Origin of the sequence: Nitrosospira sp. NpAV (assembly GCF_000832065.1) — a bacterium.
Taxonomy (GTDB): Bacteria; Pseudomonadota; Gammaproteobacteria; order Burkholderiales; family Nitrosomonadaceae; genus Nitrosospira.
Genome location: NZ_JXQM01000013.1, coordinates 123824 through 140366, shown reverse-complemented (window position 1 = coordinate 140366; position 16543 = coordinate 123824). Strand labels below are relative to the sequence as shown.

General features: G+C 53.9%; 11 protein-coding genes. 8 read left to right on the top strand and 3 right to left on the bottom strand.

Annotation, left to right across the window (positions count from 1 at the left end; translation table 11 throughout):
- Positions 1 to 75: 75 nt before the first annotated feature.
- The 3 genes from SQ11_RS09140 to cysB form a co-directional block, all read right to left on the bottom strand.
- Positions 76 to 1218 carry a cupin domain-containing protein gene (locus SQ11_RS09140; RefSeq protein WP_041513846.1) on the bottom strand — a complete coding sequence of 381 codons (1143 nt, stop codon included), beginning with the start codon at positions 1216 to 1218 and terminating at the stop codon, positions 76 to 78.
- A complete protein-coding gene (gene mutL / locus SQ11_RS09135) occupies positions 1215 to 3014 on the bottom strand; it encodes a DNA mismatch repair endonuclease MutL (protein WP_041513845.1) in 1800 nt (599 codons plus the stop codon). Before mutL ends, SQ11_RS09140 begins: the two co-directional genes overlap by 4 nt.
- A 91-nt stretch (positions 3015 to 3105) precedes the next feature.
- Entirely contained in the window at positions 3106 to 4032 is a 927-nt protein-coding gene (cysB, locus tag SQ11_RS09130; protein ID WP_041513844.1) for an HTH-type transcriptional regulator CysB, read from the bottom strand.
- A 233-nt stretch (positions 4033 to 4265) separates the two neighbouring features.
- Between cysB and SQ11_RS09125 the strand changes: the two genes are divergently transcribed.
- From SQ11_RS09125 to SQ11_RS09090, 8 genes are all read left to right on the top strand, one after another.
- Entirely contained in the window at positions 4266 to 6356 is a 2091-nt protein-coding gene (locus SQ11_RS09125) for a nitrite/sulfite reductase (protein WP_041513843.1), read from the top strand.
- A gap of 30 nt (positions 6357 to 6386) precedes the next feature.
- Positions 6387 to 7178 carry a phosphoadenylyl-sulfate reductase gene (locus SQ11_RS09120; protein ID WP_041513842.1) on the top strand — a complete coding sequence of 264 codons (792 nt, stop codon included), beginning with the start codon at positions 6387 to 6389 and terminating at the stop codon, positions 7176 to 7178.
- 75 nt (positions 7179 to 7253) lie between these two features.
- A complete protein-coding gene (cysD, locus tag SQ11_RS09115) occupies positions 7254 to 8189 on the top strand; it encodes a sulfate adenylyltransferase subunit CysD (protein WP_052494133.1) in 936 nt (311 codons plus the stop codon).
- Positions 8190 to 8356: 167 nt separating this feature from the next.
- Positions 8357 to 9643: a sulfate adenylyltransferase subunit CysN gene (cysN, locus tag SQ11_RS09110; RefSeq protein ID WP_041513841.1), complete on the top strand. Its 1287-nt coding sequence runs from the start codon at positions 8357 to 8359 to the stop codon at positions 9641 to 9643.
- A gap of 230 nt (positions 9644 to 9873) precedes the next feature.
- Positions 9874 to 13422 (top strand): FAD-dependent oxidoreductase, encoded by a 3549-nt coding sequence (locus tag SQ11_RS09105; protein ID WP_041513840.1) that lies wholly within the window; start codon positions 9874 to 9876, stop codon positions 13420 to 13422.
- A 172-nt stretch (positions 13423 to 13594) separates the two neighbouring features.
- Positions 13595 to 14722 carry a Re/Si-specific NAD(P)(+) transhydrogenase subunit alpha gene (locus SQ11_RS09100; protein ID WP_041513839.1) on the top strand — a complete coding sequence of 376 codons (1128 nt, stop codon included), beginning with the start codon at positions 13595 to 13597 and terminating at the stop codon, positions 14720 to 14722.
- A 102-nt stretch (positions 14723 to 14824) separates the two neighbouring features.
- Entirely contained in the window at positions 14825 to 15130 is a 306-nt protein-coding gene (locus tag SQ11_RS09095; protein ID WP_025041967.1) for an NAD(P) transhydrogenase subunit alpha, read from the top strand.
- A 3-nt stretch (positions 15131 to 15133) separates the two neighbouring features.
- A complete protein-coding gene (locus SQ11_RS09090) occupies positions 15134 to 16516 on the top strand; it encodes an NAD(P)(+) transhydrogenase (Re/Si-specific) subunit beta (RefSeq protein ID WP_041513838.1) in 1383 nt (460 codons plus the stop codon).
- The last annotated feature ends 27 nt before the right edge of the window (positions 16517 to 16543 follow it).

The following is a 16543-nucleotide window of genomic DNA, read 5'->3' as shown; positions in this document are numbered from 1 at the left end:
TCATGGCCCCAATGCGGAGTATTGCCGGTTGTGTCGCCAACCGCCGGAGCGAAGTGAACACAAATCGATAACAAATTATGCGCCAATCCCGGCGGGTTGGCCTGCTATTTCAATATAACCATAGAGATACCATTGATAGCACAGTGCAAGAGCCTCGTCATTAAGATGCTTCGCTGTCGACAATATAAGGCGATCAGCGAGCATTTTCAACGACCGGCGGGCAATAGCACCGCCTGTGTATGCGTCCCCATTCAGAAAAATAGTTTTCTTTCCATACAGCATACGACTTTTCAGATCCAGTTGTAATCCATTTTCTTTAATTTGATGGATAAATTTTTTCTCGGTTAGAGGATCTGGTGGCGGCACAAAAAAAATGTGAGGCTTGGGCTCGGTGAGATAAGCGCCGATGAAATGTTCTACATCTGCGCGGGTCCATTTGATTTTCTCGAGCGCCGCACCGGCCTGATCCAACATGGCCGCACTGATACGCCCCGGATTGGCCTGTAAAGCAATGCCGGGGTCGCCATACATGCCTTTGATTTCGACATGATCCTGCAGGTAAACGAGAAATTGGGTAGCAAGTTCCTGATAGCTGGGTGCGCGAAAGCCAATCGAGTAGGTCATGCAATTATCTTGCGCCACGCCATTATGAGCATAGCCGGGGGGCAGATACAACATATCACCCGGTTCCAGCACCCATTCCTGTTCCGCTCTGAACTCACGCAGGATTTTTATGGATGCACCCTCAACTAATTGTTTGTCCCGCTGGGCGGATATCTGCCAAACCCTGCGCCCCATTCCTTGCAACAAGAAAACATCGTATGAATCAAAATGAGGGCCGACCCCGCCCTCGCTGGGCGCATAGCTGACCATCAGGTCATCGAGGCGTGAATGGGGGATAAAATTGAATTTAAGCAGCAGGTCGCGGGCTGCGGGAAGAAAGTGATTGACATCCTGTACCAGCAGTGCCCATTGTGTCTTGGGCAAACGTGAAAAAGAACGAAGTGTGAAAGGACCGTGCCTGACCTGCCACTTGCCATTCTTCTGTGCAATTAGCCGCGATTGCGCGTCTTCTCGGCAGGCGAGATCCATGAGGTCGCCGGGAGTCAGCAATCCCTGAAAGCCCGGCACGGCGCCACGCACCAACAAGGGTTTTTTCTGCCAGTAATCGCGTAGAAAATTTCTTGGCGATAGACCGCCCAGGAGTCCGATTTTCATCTGCCTCGCATGAACATTTTGTCGAGATCGGCAAGACTGATTTCAAACCACGTTGGCCGGCCGTGATTGCATTGGCCGGAGCGTGCGGTGGTTTCCATTTCACGTAACAGCGCATTCATTTCCGGAATGGTCAGTATACGGTTGGCGCGAATCGCGCCATGGCAGGCCATGGTCGAGAGAAGTTCGTTACGCTTGCTGGTCAATGCCTGACTGGCGCCAAATTCACGGATCTCGCGTAATACCTCATGCGCCAATTTCACCACGTCGGCATCCTTGAGCGCGGCCGGCACCGCTCTCACCACCAGCATGGTGGGGGAAAACACCGAGATTTCAAATCCAAGTTCACACAAAACGGCGCTGCTTTCCTCAACTGTGGCGATATCCAGGCTGTCCGCCGGGAATGTTGAAGGAATCAGCAGGGATTGCATCGAGAGTTTGTGGTTGTCGAGTCCTAATTTGAGTTTTTCGTATAATATGCGCTCATGTGCGGCATGCATATCCACGATCAATAAGCCGCGCTCATTCTGCGACAGAATATAAATGCCGAGGAGTTGCCCCAAAGCAAACCCCAGTGGCGGAATGTTCTGTTTTTCGTCAACCGTCACGGCTGATGTCGAATTGCCGGGCGATTCCGGACGGGTACCAAACAAGGTCTGATAAAACGCTTGTGACTGGGCCGCCGTGCCTGGAAGCACAGGCGATGCTAGCGGTATGGCACGCTGTGAATAGGTGGAAAATGGGGTAATCAGCGTTTGGCTCCCGTTCGGTTCTTGATTCCGCACTGCGGATATGGCGGCTGCGGGTACCGATTGCGGCGATGACAGTGCTTTGTTGAGCGCATGAAAAATGAACTGATGCAGGGCGCGTGCGTCGCGGAATTTAACTTCGGTTTTGGTAGGATGCACATTCACATCCACGCCATCGGTATGCATCTCCAGGAACAGCGAAAAAGCCGGATGCCGATCCGAATGAAGGATATCGCGATAGGCTTCGCGTAGCGCATGAGCAATCAGCTTGTCGCGTACGAACCGTCCATTGACAAAAAAATACTGGTTATCGCGGGATGATCGTGAATAGTGAGGCAACGCTGCTGCCCCCCACAGCCGTAAATCCGCCGCTTGTTCCTCGATGAATACCGAGGTTTGGGCGAATTCATCTCCCAGTATTGCCGAAATGCGAAGCCGTGCCTCCGCCGGACGCAAATGCTTGCGTATGGTTCCATTGTGTTGCAGCGTAAAGGCGATGTCAGCGCGCGACAATGCAATCCGCTTGAATACTTCTTCACAATGGGCATATTCGGTGGCCTCGGTCTTTAAAAATTTACGCCGTGCCGGGGTATTGAAATAGAGGTCATGCATTTCCACCGTGGTGCCCGAGGCAAGGGCCGCAGGCTCAGGCGACGAGAGATAACCGCCTTTTGTTTGTATCCGCCAGGCATGTTTCTCCCCCACCCCACGGCTTGCCAATGTCAGGCGCGAAACCGCCGCGATGCTCGCCAGCGCTTCACCGCGGAAGCCCAGGCTTGCCACCCTTTGCAAATCCTCCAGCGCATTGATCTTGCTGGTTGCATGGCGGGTGAGCGCAAGCGGCAGATCATCCCGGGAAATTCCGGTTCCATCGTCCGCGATGCGAATCAGCTTGATTCCGCCCTGGAGAAGCTGCACCGTTATTTCCGTAGCGCCCGCATCCACGCTATTCTCCAGCAGTTCCTTGAGTGCCGAGGCTGGGCGTCCTATGACTTCTCCGGCAGAGATCTGGCTGATAAGCAGGTCGGGAAGAAGCTTGATCGCGTTCATTGCCAAAATGGAATTAAAATGAACCACATTATACCGTCCCGTGTTCTCGCATGTTATGTGCAAGACTGTCCCGAGAACCTCTGCGCTATTTTCATGAATGTTGTTTCATCGCGGCCTTAATTGCCTCCTGGTCAAGGTGGGGAGCAAAAGTTTCTATAAAATCATAAATATATCCCCTAAGATAGCTATTGCGGCTAATGCCGATGCGAGTAGTGCTCGGCTCGAATAAGTGGCTCGCATTAATTGATCGAAGATGCTTGTCACGCTTTGGCTCAAATGCCATTTGCGCCAGGATACCGACGCCTAATCCCAATTCCACGTATGTCTTGATTACATCCGCGTCAATGGCGGTAAGCACCACGTTGGGAATCAGACCTTTTGCGTCGAACGCCTGATTGATCTTCGATCGGCCGGTGAAAGCAAAATCATAGGTAATGATCGGATACTGGGCGATAGCTTCCAGCGTCAATCGCTCAAGTTTAAGCAGGGGATGCCTCGGCGTGACGATGATGCAACGATTCCACTGGTAGCAGGGCAGCATTACCAGCTCCTCGAACAACTCGATCGCCTCGGTGGCGATGGCGATGTCCGCTTCTCCCGATGTAACCAGTTCCGCTATCTGGGTCGGATTTCCCTGGCGCAAAATTAATTTCACCTTTGGGTAACGTGCGGTAAAATGTTTGATTGCCGAGGGTAGCGCATATCGTGCCTGAGTATGGGTTGTGGCGATAGTAAGAGAGCCGGTGGCTTCATTCGCGAATTCCTGGCCGACCTGTTTCAGATTTTTTGCGTCTCGCAGCATTCTTTCCGCAATTTCCAGGATGGCTTGTCCCGGCGGCGTCACTTTAATCACACGCTTGCCGTTGCGCACGAAGATATCCACCTCAAGTTCGTTTTCCAGGAGACGAATTTGTTTGCTGATTCCCGGTTGCGAGGTATGCAGGATTTCCGCAGCCTTGGACAAATTCAGATTCTGATTGGCAACTTCACATAAATAACGCAATTGTTGCAATTTCATGATCTTCCCCCTCTAAATAACATTAGGTTATAATAATCTAACATAATATTCTTTCGTGATATATATACCCGTTGCTATTATGGTGTTTTCGAGGCACCATATCGGGTTATTTAGCCGGTAGACGGCGCGTGGGCTTGGCGGACATGATAAAGCCGGGTTACGTTTGAGTAAGAAATGTTGAATTCTTGCCACTAGCGTCAGGATGCTACGGCCATAAATTGTGGAGGCTTCAGATGAGTCACTTGAATTACCTTGCCAACGATGAGGAAATAAATTCGTTCGATCAGGCGCTGCAGGACTATCAAGGCCTGCGCATGGACGTCGATCGTTTTACCGCCGCCCGTCTGCAAATGGGGATATATGGGCAGCGGCAGGAAGGTGTCAATATGGTGCGCATCAAGCTTCCTGGCGGGCGCGTGAACGGGCCGCAATTGAGCGTGATCGCCGATATGCTGGAGAAATATGCGCGTCACGATGTCGTGCATATCACCACGCGTCAGGACATCCAGATGCATTACGTACCGCTGGAGCATACGCCGGCGGTACTGCGCCACTTGGCCACAGCCGGATTGACGACGCGCGAGGCCTGTGGCAATACGATACGCAATGTCACCGCCTGCCCGCTGTCGGGTGTATGTCCCCGCCAGCATGTCGACGTCACGAAGCACCTCGACGGGGCGGTCCAGCATTTCTTGCGCAACCCGCTCACCCAGCAAATGCCGCGCAAATTCAAGATCAGTTTCTCGGCTTGTGAATCCGATTGCGCCCAAGGCATGATGCACGACATGGGAATCGTCGCGGTGCGCAACGGTGACCGCTTCGGTTTCAAGGTTCTGGCCGGAGGAGGTCTTGGACATAAGCCGCACGAGGCCATCGTTGTTGAGGAATTCGTTGAAGAAAAGGATTTGCTGCTCGTGATGGAGGCTGTTATTTCATTGCACAATCGCTATTCCGATCGTATTAAGCGTGCCAAGGCGCGGATCAAGTTTCTGGTCGACAAATTCGGCCCCGAGGGCTTTATCGAGAAATATCGCGAAGAATTGGCCCGCACTAAAACGGCGCTGGCAACTCAGGATTATCCAACGGGTGAATGGAGCGGCGGCGCTGACAGTGAAGTTCCCGGTATTGGCGCGCCGCGTCATGTGTTCGCGCAAAAGCAGCCTGGCTATTACGTATTTCCGATCAGTGTGCCGATGGGCAATTTAAACGTGGTGCAACTGCGCGGCCTTGCCCGTATTGCCGAGACTCATGGATTGCATGAAATTCGTGCAACACAGGATCAGAACATGTTTCTGCCGAATGTGCCGGAAACCAAAATCGAATCACTGCGGGCCGATCTGGCTGCGCTGGGTCTGGGCGAGCCCCAGGCGGGTGATGATGTGGTGGCGTGTCCCGGGACTTCAACTTGCCGTCTGGGAATAACTTCAAGCACGATAGTCGGGCCTAAACTGAGCGGTGGCAAGCATGATCTGAAAATCCGTGTTTCAGGATGTCATAACGGTTGCGCTCAGCCCGAGACCGGCGATATCGGCATTTATGGTGAAGGCAAGCGCATGCATGGCAAGCTTGTGCCGCATTATCAGATGTATTTCGGCGGCAATGGGATGGCGCGCGGTGCACTGGCGATCAAAGGCCCATCAATCCCCACGGCACGTATCGAGATGGCGGTGGAGCGGGTGAAATCGGCTTATGCGTCCAATCGTGAAGCGGATGAAACGTTTTTTTCCTGGACGCGGCGTGTGGGCAAAGTCTATTTCACCGAGTTGCTCGCGGATCTGGGAGAAGTCAAGCCGGAAGAATTGGAATCGGTCTTGCGCGATCATGGCAAGGATGGTGATTTCAAGGTATTGCAATTGGGCGGTGGTGAATGCGCAGGAGTGAGTCAGGTAAAAATCGGTTCCAGTTTTTTTGAAGCGGCTCATGAGCGGAATTACCGGGATGCGCTGAAGTTCCAGCGAAAATTCGAAGACTCGGTCAAGTGTGCCGAGGAGATCGCCCGTTTGATCGGCCAGGGGATAACGGAATTGCTCAGTGGCCAGAGGCACGACGATTTGGTCACACAGGCGGAGGAGTTGCGCCGCGTATTGCCTACCAAGCCGCGTTTATCCAGGCAGTTGGCTAAATTCGCGGAGGATTTCGCAAGCCCGGTCGAAGAATTGAATGATGTTCGACTGACGGAGTGGTTTTCCGACCTGGATGCGTGGACTATGGAGGCAGCGGAATTCTGCCTCGGTTTCGACCGCCAGCTTGATCTGACGGGTGCGCTGCCGCTAAAGGCTTCAGCCAAATCATTCCAGCCGACACAATCGTCGGTCACATTGTAATAAACCTTGATGCCTGTTATTGAATCGGTCATGAGCTTGGATCAAAAGATTGCCAACGTGCGGACACTGTTGGGTACGGTGCAGGCGGATTATGCCCCGGCCGTTTTCGCCAACAGTTTCGGTGCCGAGGATATGGTGTTGACGGATATCATTGCCCGATATTATCCCGGCATTGAAATGTTTACGCTGGATACCGGCCGCTTGCCGGAAGAGACCTATAGCCTGATGAAAGAGGTGACGGAACGCTACGGTATTCGTGTTCCCGTCTATTTTCCCGAGGCCGCTGCCGTGGAAGCATTTGTAGCGCAGAATGGCCCCAACGCGTTCTATGACAGTGTGGAGTTACGTAAAACGTGCTGCCATATTCGCAAGGTGGAACCGCTGAAACGTGCTTTGCGTGGAAAGCGCGCATGGATCACCGGTCTGCGTCGCGATCAGGCGCCGACTAGAAAGGATTTGACGGAAACGGAATTTGATGCTGACAATGGTTTGCAAAAAATCAGCCCGCTGCTGGATTGGAGTCTAGCCGACGTGTGGGCTTATCTCAAACAGTTCGATGTTCCCTATAATGCGCTGCACGACAAGGGATACGCAAGCATCGGCTGCGCACCCTGTACGCGTGCCATTACTCCCGGAGAAGATGTCCGGGCCGGACGCTGGTGGTGGGAAAATCCCGAAATCAAGGAATGTGGTTTACATCCGGACAAGCGGCATAAAAATACGGTGATTTCCCGTTTGCCGGCGGACTTGTCCGTTCCGGGCCAATCTCAGGGCGACAAGAAAAAACGTGTCCAGGCTCTGATAAAGTCCCATGGTTCTTGAAACTATCAGGATTGAGCGATGGATCCCTTATTGAGAAATGTTCAGGAATTTATTACTTCCGTTCCGAGTTCCGTGATGAAAAATGAACCGGCAGCCTCTAAACGGCGTATTGCAAGGCAGTTGGGCCATCTGGATGCGTTGGAAAGTGAAGCCATCCATATCTTGCGGGAAGTAGCGGCGGAATGCACCAATCCGGCACTATTGTTTTCCGGCGGCAAGGATTCCATTGTGCTGCTGCGGCTGGCGGAAAAGGCCTTTCGTCCAGGGCGTTTTCCATTTCCACTGCTGCATATCGACACCGGCCATAATTTTCCGGAAGTGATCGAATTTCGTGATCGCCGGGCCCAACAATTGGGTGAGCGGTTGATCGTGCGCAGCATGGAAGATTCCATCCTGCAGGGGAGAGTGGTGCTTCGTTCTGAAAATCAGAGCCGTAACGCATTTCAGTCGGTAACACTGCTGGATGCCATCGCCGAATTTCGTTTCGATGCCTGTATTGGCGGCGCGCGCCGCGATGAGGAGAAAGCGAGGGCCAAGGAACGTATATTTTCCTTCCGCGACGAATTCGGTCAATGGGATCCGAAGAGTCAGCGGCCCGAACTGTGGGATATCTACAATACCCGTGTACATCCGGGAGAGAATATCCGTGTATTTCCGATCAGCAACTGGACCGAGCTTGATGTCTGGGAATACATTGCCCGCGAGGAACTGGAAGTGCCGCATATTTATTTCGCCCACATGCGCGATGTAATCAGACGCGGGAGCGGTCTTTTGCCGGTCTCCCACCTGGTGCAACCCCAGGAGGGGGAACAAGCGGAAAATATCATGGTGCGCTTTCGCACGGTGGGAGATATGAGCTGTACCTGTCCGGTGGAGTCCACGGCGCGCGATATAGGCGAAATCATCGCCGAAACCGCGACCACCCGGATCACCGAGCGCGGCGCCACCCGCATGGATGATCAGACTTCGGATGCATCCATGGAACTGCGTAAAAAAGAAGGGTATTTCTGAGGCAGTCCCTCACAAATAAATCGGCGTCAGGCGATAAGGGTGCGCTGCTTTTCCTTGCTTTCTTACAGGGTGTACGGGTTACCCCGGAATTTTGAATTTATCAAACGTTAATCCAAATACAAAGAACAGGGAAATTCCAGGTGAAAAAATTTCCAGAAGGGCGGTAAATGTCAGCAATTGAAAATATTTCATTTGATCACGCCGAGTTGTTGCGTTTCATTACCGCAGGCAGTGTGGATGACGGGAAGAGTACGTTGATCGGGCGCTTGCTGCATGATTCGAAATCCATCTTTGAAGACCAACTGAGCGCCATCACCCACACGACTCGCAGGCGCGGCATGGAGGGTATCGATTTGTCGCTGCTCACCGATGGTTTGCAAGCGGAGCGTGAGCAAGGCATTACCATCGACGTGGCCTATCGTTATTTTGCCACACCCAAACGCAAGTTTATTATCGCCGACACTCCCGGTCACGAGCAATACACCCGTAACATGGTGACGGGGGCTTCCACCGCCAATCTGGCCATTATCCTGATTGACGCGCGCAAAGGGGTGCTCACCCAGTCGCGCCGGCATGCCTATCTGGCCAGTCTGGTAGGGATCCCTCATCTGGTGGTGGCGGTCAACAAGATGGACCTGGTGGATTACTCCCGTGAGGTATTCGAGCGGATCTGCGAGGATTTCGCCACGTTTGCCGGTGGGCTCAGGCTGAATAATATCGCATACATTCCGATGTCCGCCCTCAATGGGGATATGGTGGTGGAGCGCGGGGAGAAACTTGGCTGGTATAAAGGCATGGCATTGATGGATTTGCTGGAGAGTGTTCCCATCGACCATGACATCAATCTCGAGGATTTCCGGTTTCCGGTGCAGTTGGTGTGTCGTCCGCAAACCGAGGAAATGCATGATTTCCGGGGATACATGGGGCGAGTCGAATCAGGTTTCATCAGCGTCGGAGATGCGGTGAAGGTGCTTCCTTCGGGCCTGGCTTCACGTATCAAGGAAATCGTGACTTATGATGGGACTATCAATCGCGCGGTTGCGCCCCAGTCGATTACGCTGACCATTGAAGACCATCTGGATATTTCCCGTGGCGATATGCTGGTAAAAACCGAGGGAGATATTCCCCGGGTGACAAAAGAATTTGAGGCGATGCTGTGCTGGTTGTCTGAACAGAGCCTCGACCCGCGGAGAAAATATCTCGTCAAGCAGACGACACGCGTCGTGAAGGCGCTGGTGACACGCATAGATTATCGCGTGGATATCAATACACTCAATCATGAAGCGGTGGAAACCCTGAAAATGAATGACATCGGGCGAGTTGCGCTGAAAATGCACCAGCCCCTGGTATGCGATCAGTATCAGCGCAACCATGCCACCGGCAGTTTTATTGTTATCGACGAGGTGAATAACAATACTGTTGCCGCAGGCATGATTTGTCCGGTAAAGGATTGATCATTTTGATTTCGGCATTAAGGCTGTTCAGGTTGTGAAGCAACACGGCAGCTAGGGCGGACAACGCGGAGGGAGGACGGCGTTGCCGCTTTTATATTTTTTGGCGAGGGAAAAACATACATTGGATAGGGGTATAAAACTTTATTCACGGACGCGTTCTAATAAGAAATAGCGATTACATTTTTGCTGTCTCTTTTTTGATTCATCTTCATACTATCGATGACCTTATTATGACAAGTTTACAATCGGCGCTTCACTCTGAACCGGCAACGGCCGCTTTTCCCGTACTGGGATTCGACATGGCTTTTGCTGATCTGTATCGCCGCGATGGCCTGGTAAGACTGGATCAGGCATTTCTCGATTTTCTGCATGAAGGCGAAGCCGGACTGCGCGTTCGCCTGGATCTTGCCCGCGCCAATCCCGACAGTTTGGATCGCAAAGACGAAGCAGCCCTGCTGATCGAGGTTGCGCCGTGGATGGAGGATTTCATTGCCAGGCTGTTCGGCATTGAAAAAGAGGTCAGTGCGCTTGCGGCCCGCCATCATCAGCTGGCCCCGCTTTATGCCTGCAAAAGACAGTTCGTGCAGCGCCGGGCGATGAACAAGGTGAGCGAAGCAGAAGCGACCGCAGTGGACGGAATCGCACTGGAGGAAAAGCTGGCTGCTGAATTCGCGGAACCCTTCTCCGAACTGATTTTTGCAACCAAAGTCACAGAATGGCTGTTGGATGAGAACGCGAATGAAGAGCGGCTTAAGGCGGCTTTGCTCTATGCGGCGTGGTCGCTGAAAACAGCGGCTGGGCGGGAACGTAATCAGCATGGCATATTGTTCAAGGCCCCCGCCAAACTTGATTATATGCACCTCTTGTCAACGGATGCAGACACCGCCGCAGGCTATACCGTTCACCGCCTGCATCATATACGCCGTCGGGAAGGTTTTGCGCTCACCGATTCCGGCACCGATCTGGTGGGCGCCCTGGATGAGGCGAATTACTGTATTTGGTGTCACGAGCAAGGCAAGGATTCGTGTTCAAAAGGATTAAAGGAGAAGCCAAAGGCGCCGGGAGAATTACCTTCTTTCAAAAAAAGCCAGTTGGGTGTCCTGCTTGCCGGATGTCCGCTGGAGGAACGCATTTCCGAATTCCACAAACTCAAGACTCAAGGGCTTGCTGTCAGCGGCTTGGCAATGATCGTAGTGGATAACCCCATGTGCGCGGGTACCGGTCACCGTATATGCAATGATTGCATGAAGTCCTGCATTTACCAGAAACAGGAGCCGGTTGATATTCCGCAGGCAGAAACCCGCACACTCAAGGATGTGCTTGAATTACCGTGGGGTTTTGAAATCTATGGCCTGCTTACCCGTTGGAATCCACTTAACCTGCGCCGGCCGGTGCCGAAGGCGCCAACCGGCCGGAAGGTGCTGGTAGTGGGCATGGGACCCGCCGGGTATACCCTGGCGCACCATCTGATGAACGATGGCCATACCGTGGTTGGCATCGACGGTCTCAAGATAGAGCCTTTGGACCCAGAACTTTCAGGGGTGAACAGTCAGGGTGAACATGTTTCATTCAATCCCATCCGTAATGCCGGCGAACTCGAAGAGAATCTGGATGAGCGCATGCCCGGAGGTTTTGGGGGTGTTGCCGAATATGGAATTACCGTGCGCTGGAACAAAAACTTTCTGAAGCTGATCCGGTTGCTTTTGGAGCGGCGTGAAGAGTTTGCACTTTTTGGCGGTGTCCGCTTCGGCGGAACGCTGACCGCCGATGACGCTCTGGCCATGGGATTCGATCACGTGGCGTTGGCGGCGGGGGCCGGACGCCCCACGGTGCTCGATATGCCCAATGGGCTGGCGCGCGGCGTTCGCGCCGCTTCCGATTTTCTGATGGCGCTGCAGTTATCCGGTGCGGCGCAGACTAATTCCGTTGCCAACATGCAGTTGCGGTTGCCTGTGGTAGTGATCGGTGGAGGCCTGACCGCCATCGACACGGCGACCGAAGCGCTGGCTTATTATCCCGTACAGGTGGAAAAATTTCTTCGCCGCTATGAGATCCTTACAGCCGTGCAGGGTGAAGCGGCGATCCGTGGCGCATGGGATGAGGAAGAGCGGGAAATAGCCGAGGAGTTTCTCGATCACGCCCGTGCCATCCGCGCAGAGCGCAAGATGGCAGAAAAGGAGGAACGGGCACCGCGTGTACTGGAATTGCTTCAATCATGGGGTGGCGCCACCATCGCTTACCGGAAACGGCTTATCGACAGCCCGTCCTACACGCTCAATCACGAAGAGGTCGAGAAGGCCCTGGAGGAGGGCATCTGGTTTGCCGAAGGCCTTACGCCTGTGCGAGTGGAAGCCGACAAGTGGGAACATGCGAAGTCCGTGAAGTTCTCGGTACAGATCCTCGATGAAACGGGTTCATGGCAAAAAACCGGGGAAGCTGAATTACCAGCCCGCGCCGTCCTGGTTGCGGCGGGAACCCAGCCGAACACGGTACTCGCAAGGGAAGATGAAAAGAATTTCAAACTGAACGGACGTTATTTTGCGGCTTGTGATGAAAACGGCGACCCGGTGAGCCCCCCCCGGGGAAACCCCAAGCCGGATACCTCGATGGTATTGCTTAGCCGTTGCGGCGACGGACGTTTCATCAGCTTTTTCGGTGACCTGCATCCATCTTATTCGGGTAATGTGGTGAAGGCCATGTCCAGCGCAAAACAGGGTTATCCGGTGGTAAGCCGGATGCTCGGACGCGTCGAGCCGGCATCGGCAAAGCCCACCAGCGTGTTTTTTGCCGAAATAAACGGGCGATTACGCGCCACCGTGCATAAGGTCGAGCGGTTGACCCCCAATATCATTGAAGTAGTCGTACATGCGCCCATGGCGGTGGAGCGTTTTCACCCTGGCCAATTCTACCGTTTCCAGAATTTTGCCACGCTCGCTACCACCGTCGGTGATACGAAACTGGCGATGGAGGGCATTGCCCTGACGGGAGCCTCGGTCGACGTGCCTCGCGGATTGGTATCGCTGATTGCCCTGGAAATGGGCGGATCGGCGGACTTGTGTGCCAAACTCAATCCTGGCGACCCGGTGGTGCTGATGGGCCCCACCGGTACCCCCACGGAGATCTTGCCGGAGGAAACCGTCGTACTGGTAGGTGGCGGACTGGGTAATGCGGTTTTGTTCTCCATTGGTGCGGCAGCCCGCGCCGCGGGATCGAAAATCTTATATTTTGCCGGTTACAAGAAACTGATCGATCGCTATAAGGTAGCGGAAATCGAGGCGGCGGCGGACGTAGTGGTATGGTGTTGCGATGAAGCGCCAGGTTTCATGCCCTCCCGGCCGGATGATCTTAGCTATGTTGGCAATATCGTGGCGGCGATGGCCGCCTATGGCAGCGGTGCGTTGGGTCCGCAGAAAATTCCGTTGTCGGATGCCGACCGTATCATCGCCATTGGTTCCGATCGAATGATGGCGGCGGTAGGTGCCGCGCGGCATAATAAACTTCAGCCCTATTTGAAAACGGATCATTATGCGATCGGCTCCATCAATTCACCGATGCAGTGCATGATGAAAGAAATCTGCGCCCAGTGCCTGCAACCGCACAAAGATCCGGAGACAGGCGAAATTACCTACGTATTTTCATGCTTCAACCAGGATCAACCGCTTGATCAGGTTGATTTCGGCGGACTGGCGTCGCGCTTACGCCAGAACAGCGTCCAGGAGAAGCTTACCACCCGGTGGATTAGCCATTGCTTAAAGGAAACGAACCAGGTCGGGACTTGAGATTACCGGGAATCCCTGCCAGAAATGGGCCATTTTCGTGAATCCGGACAATTCATCGCGCCCAGGTTCATTTATAATCCGGCTTTCGCGATTAAAGGAAGGCGATATTGGCTAATTTTTGCAGGTTTAGTGGAAAAAAATAGAAAATGTCCAAAAATAAGGGAGATTATCCATGCACATAGGCATACCGGCGGAGATTCGCGGGGGTGAAACCCGCGTTGCGGCCACGCCGGAAACGGTGAAGAAATTTACCGCCAAGGGCTTTCATGTTGTTCTGGTCCAGTCCGGTGCGGGAGCCGGCGCGAGCATACCCGATGAGGAATACCAGGCAGCCGGGGCGACCATTGTAGCCGGCGCGGCGGAGCTTTATAGTCAATCGCAAATCGTCCTCAAGGTGCGCGGGCCGGAATCCGGCGAGCTGTCGATGATGCGCAAGGATGCTGTGTTGCTGGGTTTGCTTTCTCCGCACCAGGCGGAAGGTATCGAAGCGCTCGCCCGTCATGGCCTGACCGCATTCGCCATGGAGAAACTGCCGCGTATTTCCCGCGCTCAGAGCATGGATGTGCTGTCGTCGCAGGCCAATATTGCCGGTTACAAAGCGGTGCTGATGGCAGCCAATGTCTATCAGAAATTCTTCCCCATGCTGATGACTGCGGCAGGTACGGTAAAGGCGGCACGGGTGCTGGTTCTGGGCGCCGGAGTGGCCGGCTTGCAAGCCATTGCCACAGCCAAGAGGCTGGGGGCGGTGATCGAAGCGTTCGATGTGCGCCCGGCGGCAAAAGAACAGGTAGAGAGTCTCGGCGCCAAATTTGTCGAAGTTCCGCTGAGCGAAGAAGAAAAAGCGCAGGCGGAAACGGCCGGCGGATATGCCCGTGAAATGTCGGATGATTATAAGCGCCGTCAGGGCGAACTGGTGCATCAGCGCGCGGCAGCAGCCGATATCATTATCACCACGGCATTGATTCCCGGGCGTCCGGCTCCCGTTTTGATCAAGGAGGAAACCGTCAGCGCTATGAAACCCGGCTCGGTGATCGTCGATATGGCGGTGGAAGCGGGCGGTAACTGCCCCTTGTCGGAACTGGACAAAATCGTAGTTAAGCACGGCGTGCATCTCGTCGGTATCGCCAACCTGCCCGGTCTGGTGGCGACGGATTCCAGTGCGCTGTATGCACGTAATCTGATGAATTTTCTTAATCTGATGCTGGATGCGAAGAGCGGGGAATTCAAGGTGAACCGCGAGGATGAAATCATTTCCGGGACACTGGTCTGTGCGGATGGGGAAGTAACCGGTAAAACTTGAAAAGCTGCCGGCGGAAAGTGAGGGGCCATCCGGTTCTGCATATTTCGCCTTCCCCTGCCATCACTCAACACTCGGAATATTTAACGGATTGAAGGAGCAATCATGATCGGCGAAGTTGACCCAACCATCATTAACCTGACCGTGTTTGTACTCGCGGTGTTTGTAGGCTACCACGTGGTATGGAACGTGACCCCGGCGTTGCACACGCCGCTGATGTCAGTGACCAATGCGATTTCCGGCATTATCCTGGTCGGCGCAATGCTCGCTGCCGGTCCGGCGGAAACAGACTGGGGCGTATGGCTGGGAGCCGTAGCGGTGACACTGGCCGCGATCAATGTATTCGGTGGATTTCTTGTTACCCAGCGGATGCTGGAAATGTTCAGAAAAAAAGATAAAAAAGGAAGCTAGTAAATGTCCGCAAATTCGGTCGCATTCGCGTATCTGATCGCATCGGTTTTTTTTATTCTGGCGCTAAAAGGCCTGAGCTCGCCGCTAACCGCCCGTCGCGGTAATCTGTTCGGCATGGTGGGGATGGCGATTGCTGTTATCACCACGCTTACGATTACCAAGAACTGGGCGCTGATACTTGCATGTATCGCGCTGGGAGGTACCATCGGCGCGGCTGTCGCACGACGCGTCCAGATGACGGCAATGCCGGAACTGGTTGCCTTCATGCATTCGCTGGTAGGTTTGGCGGCAGTGTTTATCGCTATCGCCGCAGTCAATAATCCAGCCTCATTCGGCCTGCCCGCGATATTGCCCATGGGCAGTAAACTGGAGCTTTTTCTTGGCACCTTTATCGGTGCCATGACCTGGTCGGGCTCGGTTATCGCGTTCCTGAAGCTGTCCGGCCGCATGAGCGGCGCACCCATTACCTTTGGCGGCCAGCATATGGTCAACCTTATTCTGGCAATCGTGATGGTAGGTTTTGGCTTGTGGTTTTTCTTTAGCGAGACTACCAACTGGACAGCCTTTGCCACCATGACCGCGATCGCCTTTGTACTCGGTTTTCTCATTATCGTCCCCATCGGAGGTGCGGATATGCCCGTGGTGATTTCCATGCTTAACTCGTATTCCGGCTGGGCTGCGGCGGGAATCGGGTTCTCGCTCGGCAATCCCATGCTTATTATTGCCGGATCGCTGGTGGGAAGTTCCGGGGCAATTCTGTCTTACATCATGTGCAAGGCCATGAACCGGCCATTTCTTTCCGTCATACTGGGTGGCTTTGGCAGCGAGGGTGGGGCGGTGGCCGCAGCGGGCGATGGGACACAGAAAACCCATCGCAGCGGTAGTGCCGACGATGCCGCATTCTTGATGGGTAACGCCGACAGCGTTATCATCGTGCCCGGTTATGGTCTGGCAGTGGCGCGGGCGCAGCATTCGGTCAAGGAACTGGCCGAGAAACTGCACGAGAAAGGTGTCAACGTGCGTTTTGCGATACATCCGGTGGCGGGACGCATGCCAGGGCACATGAACGTATTATTGGCGGAAGCGGAAATACCCTATGAGCAAGTGCTGGAGATGGATGAGATCAACAGCGATTTTTCCAACACCGATGTGGTACTGGTACTGGGTGCGAACGATGTGGTGAATCCTGCGGCGAATGTTCCCGGGAGCCCGATATACGGCATGCCCATTCTGGATGCTCACAAGGCGCGTACCGTGATGGTGGTCAAGCGCAGTATGGCGGCCGGTTATGCCGGTCTCGACAATGATCTGTTCTACATGGACAAAACCATGATGGTGTTCGGCGATGCCAAGAAGGTTGTTGAAGACATGGTCAAGGCGCTGTAGCCATATATAAACGCTTCACCTCAATAC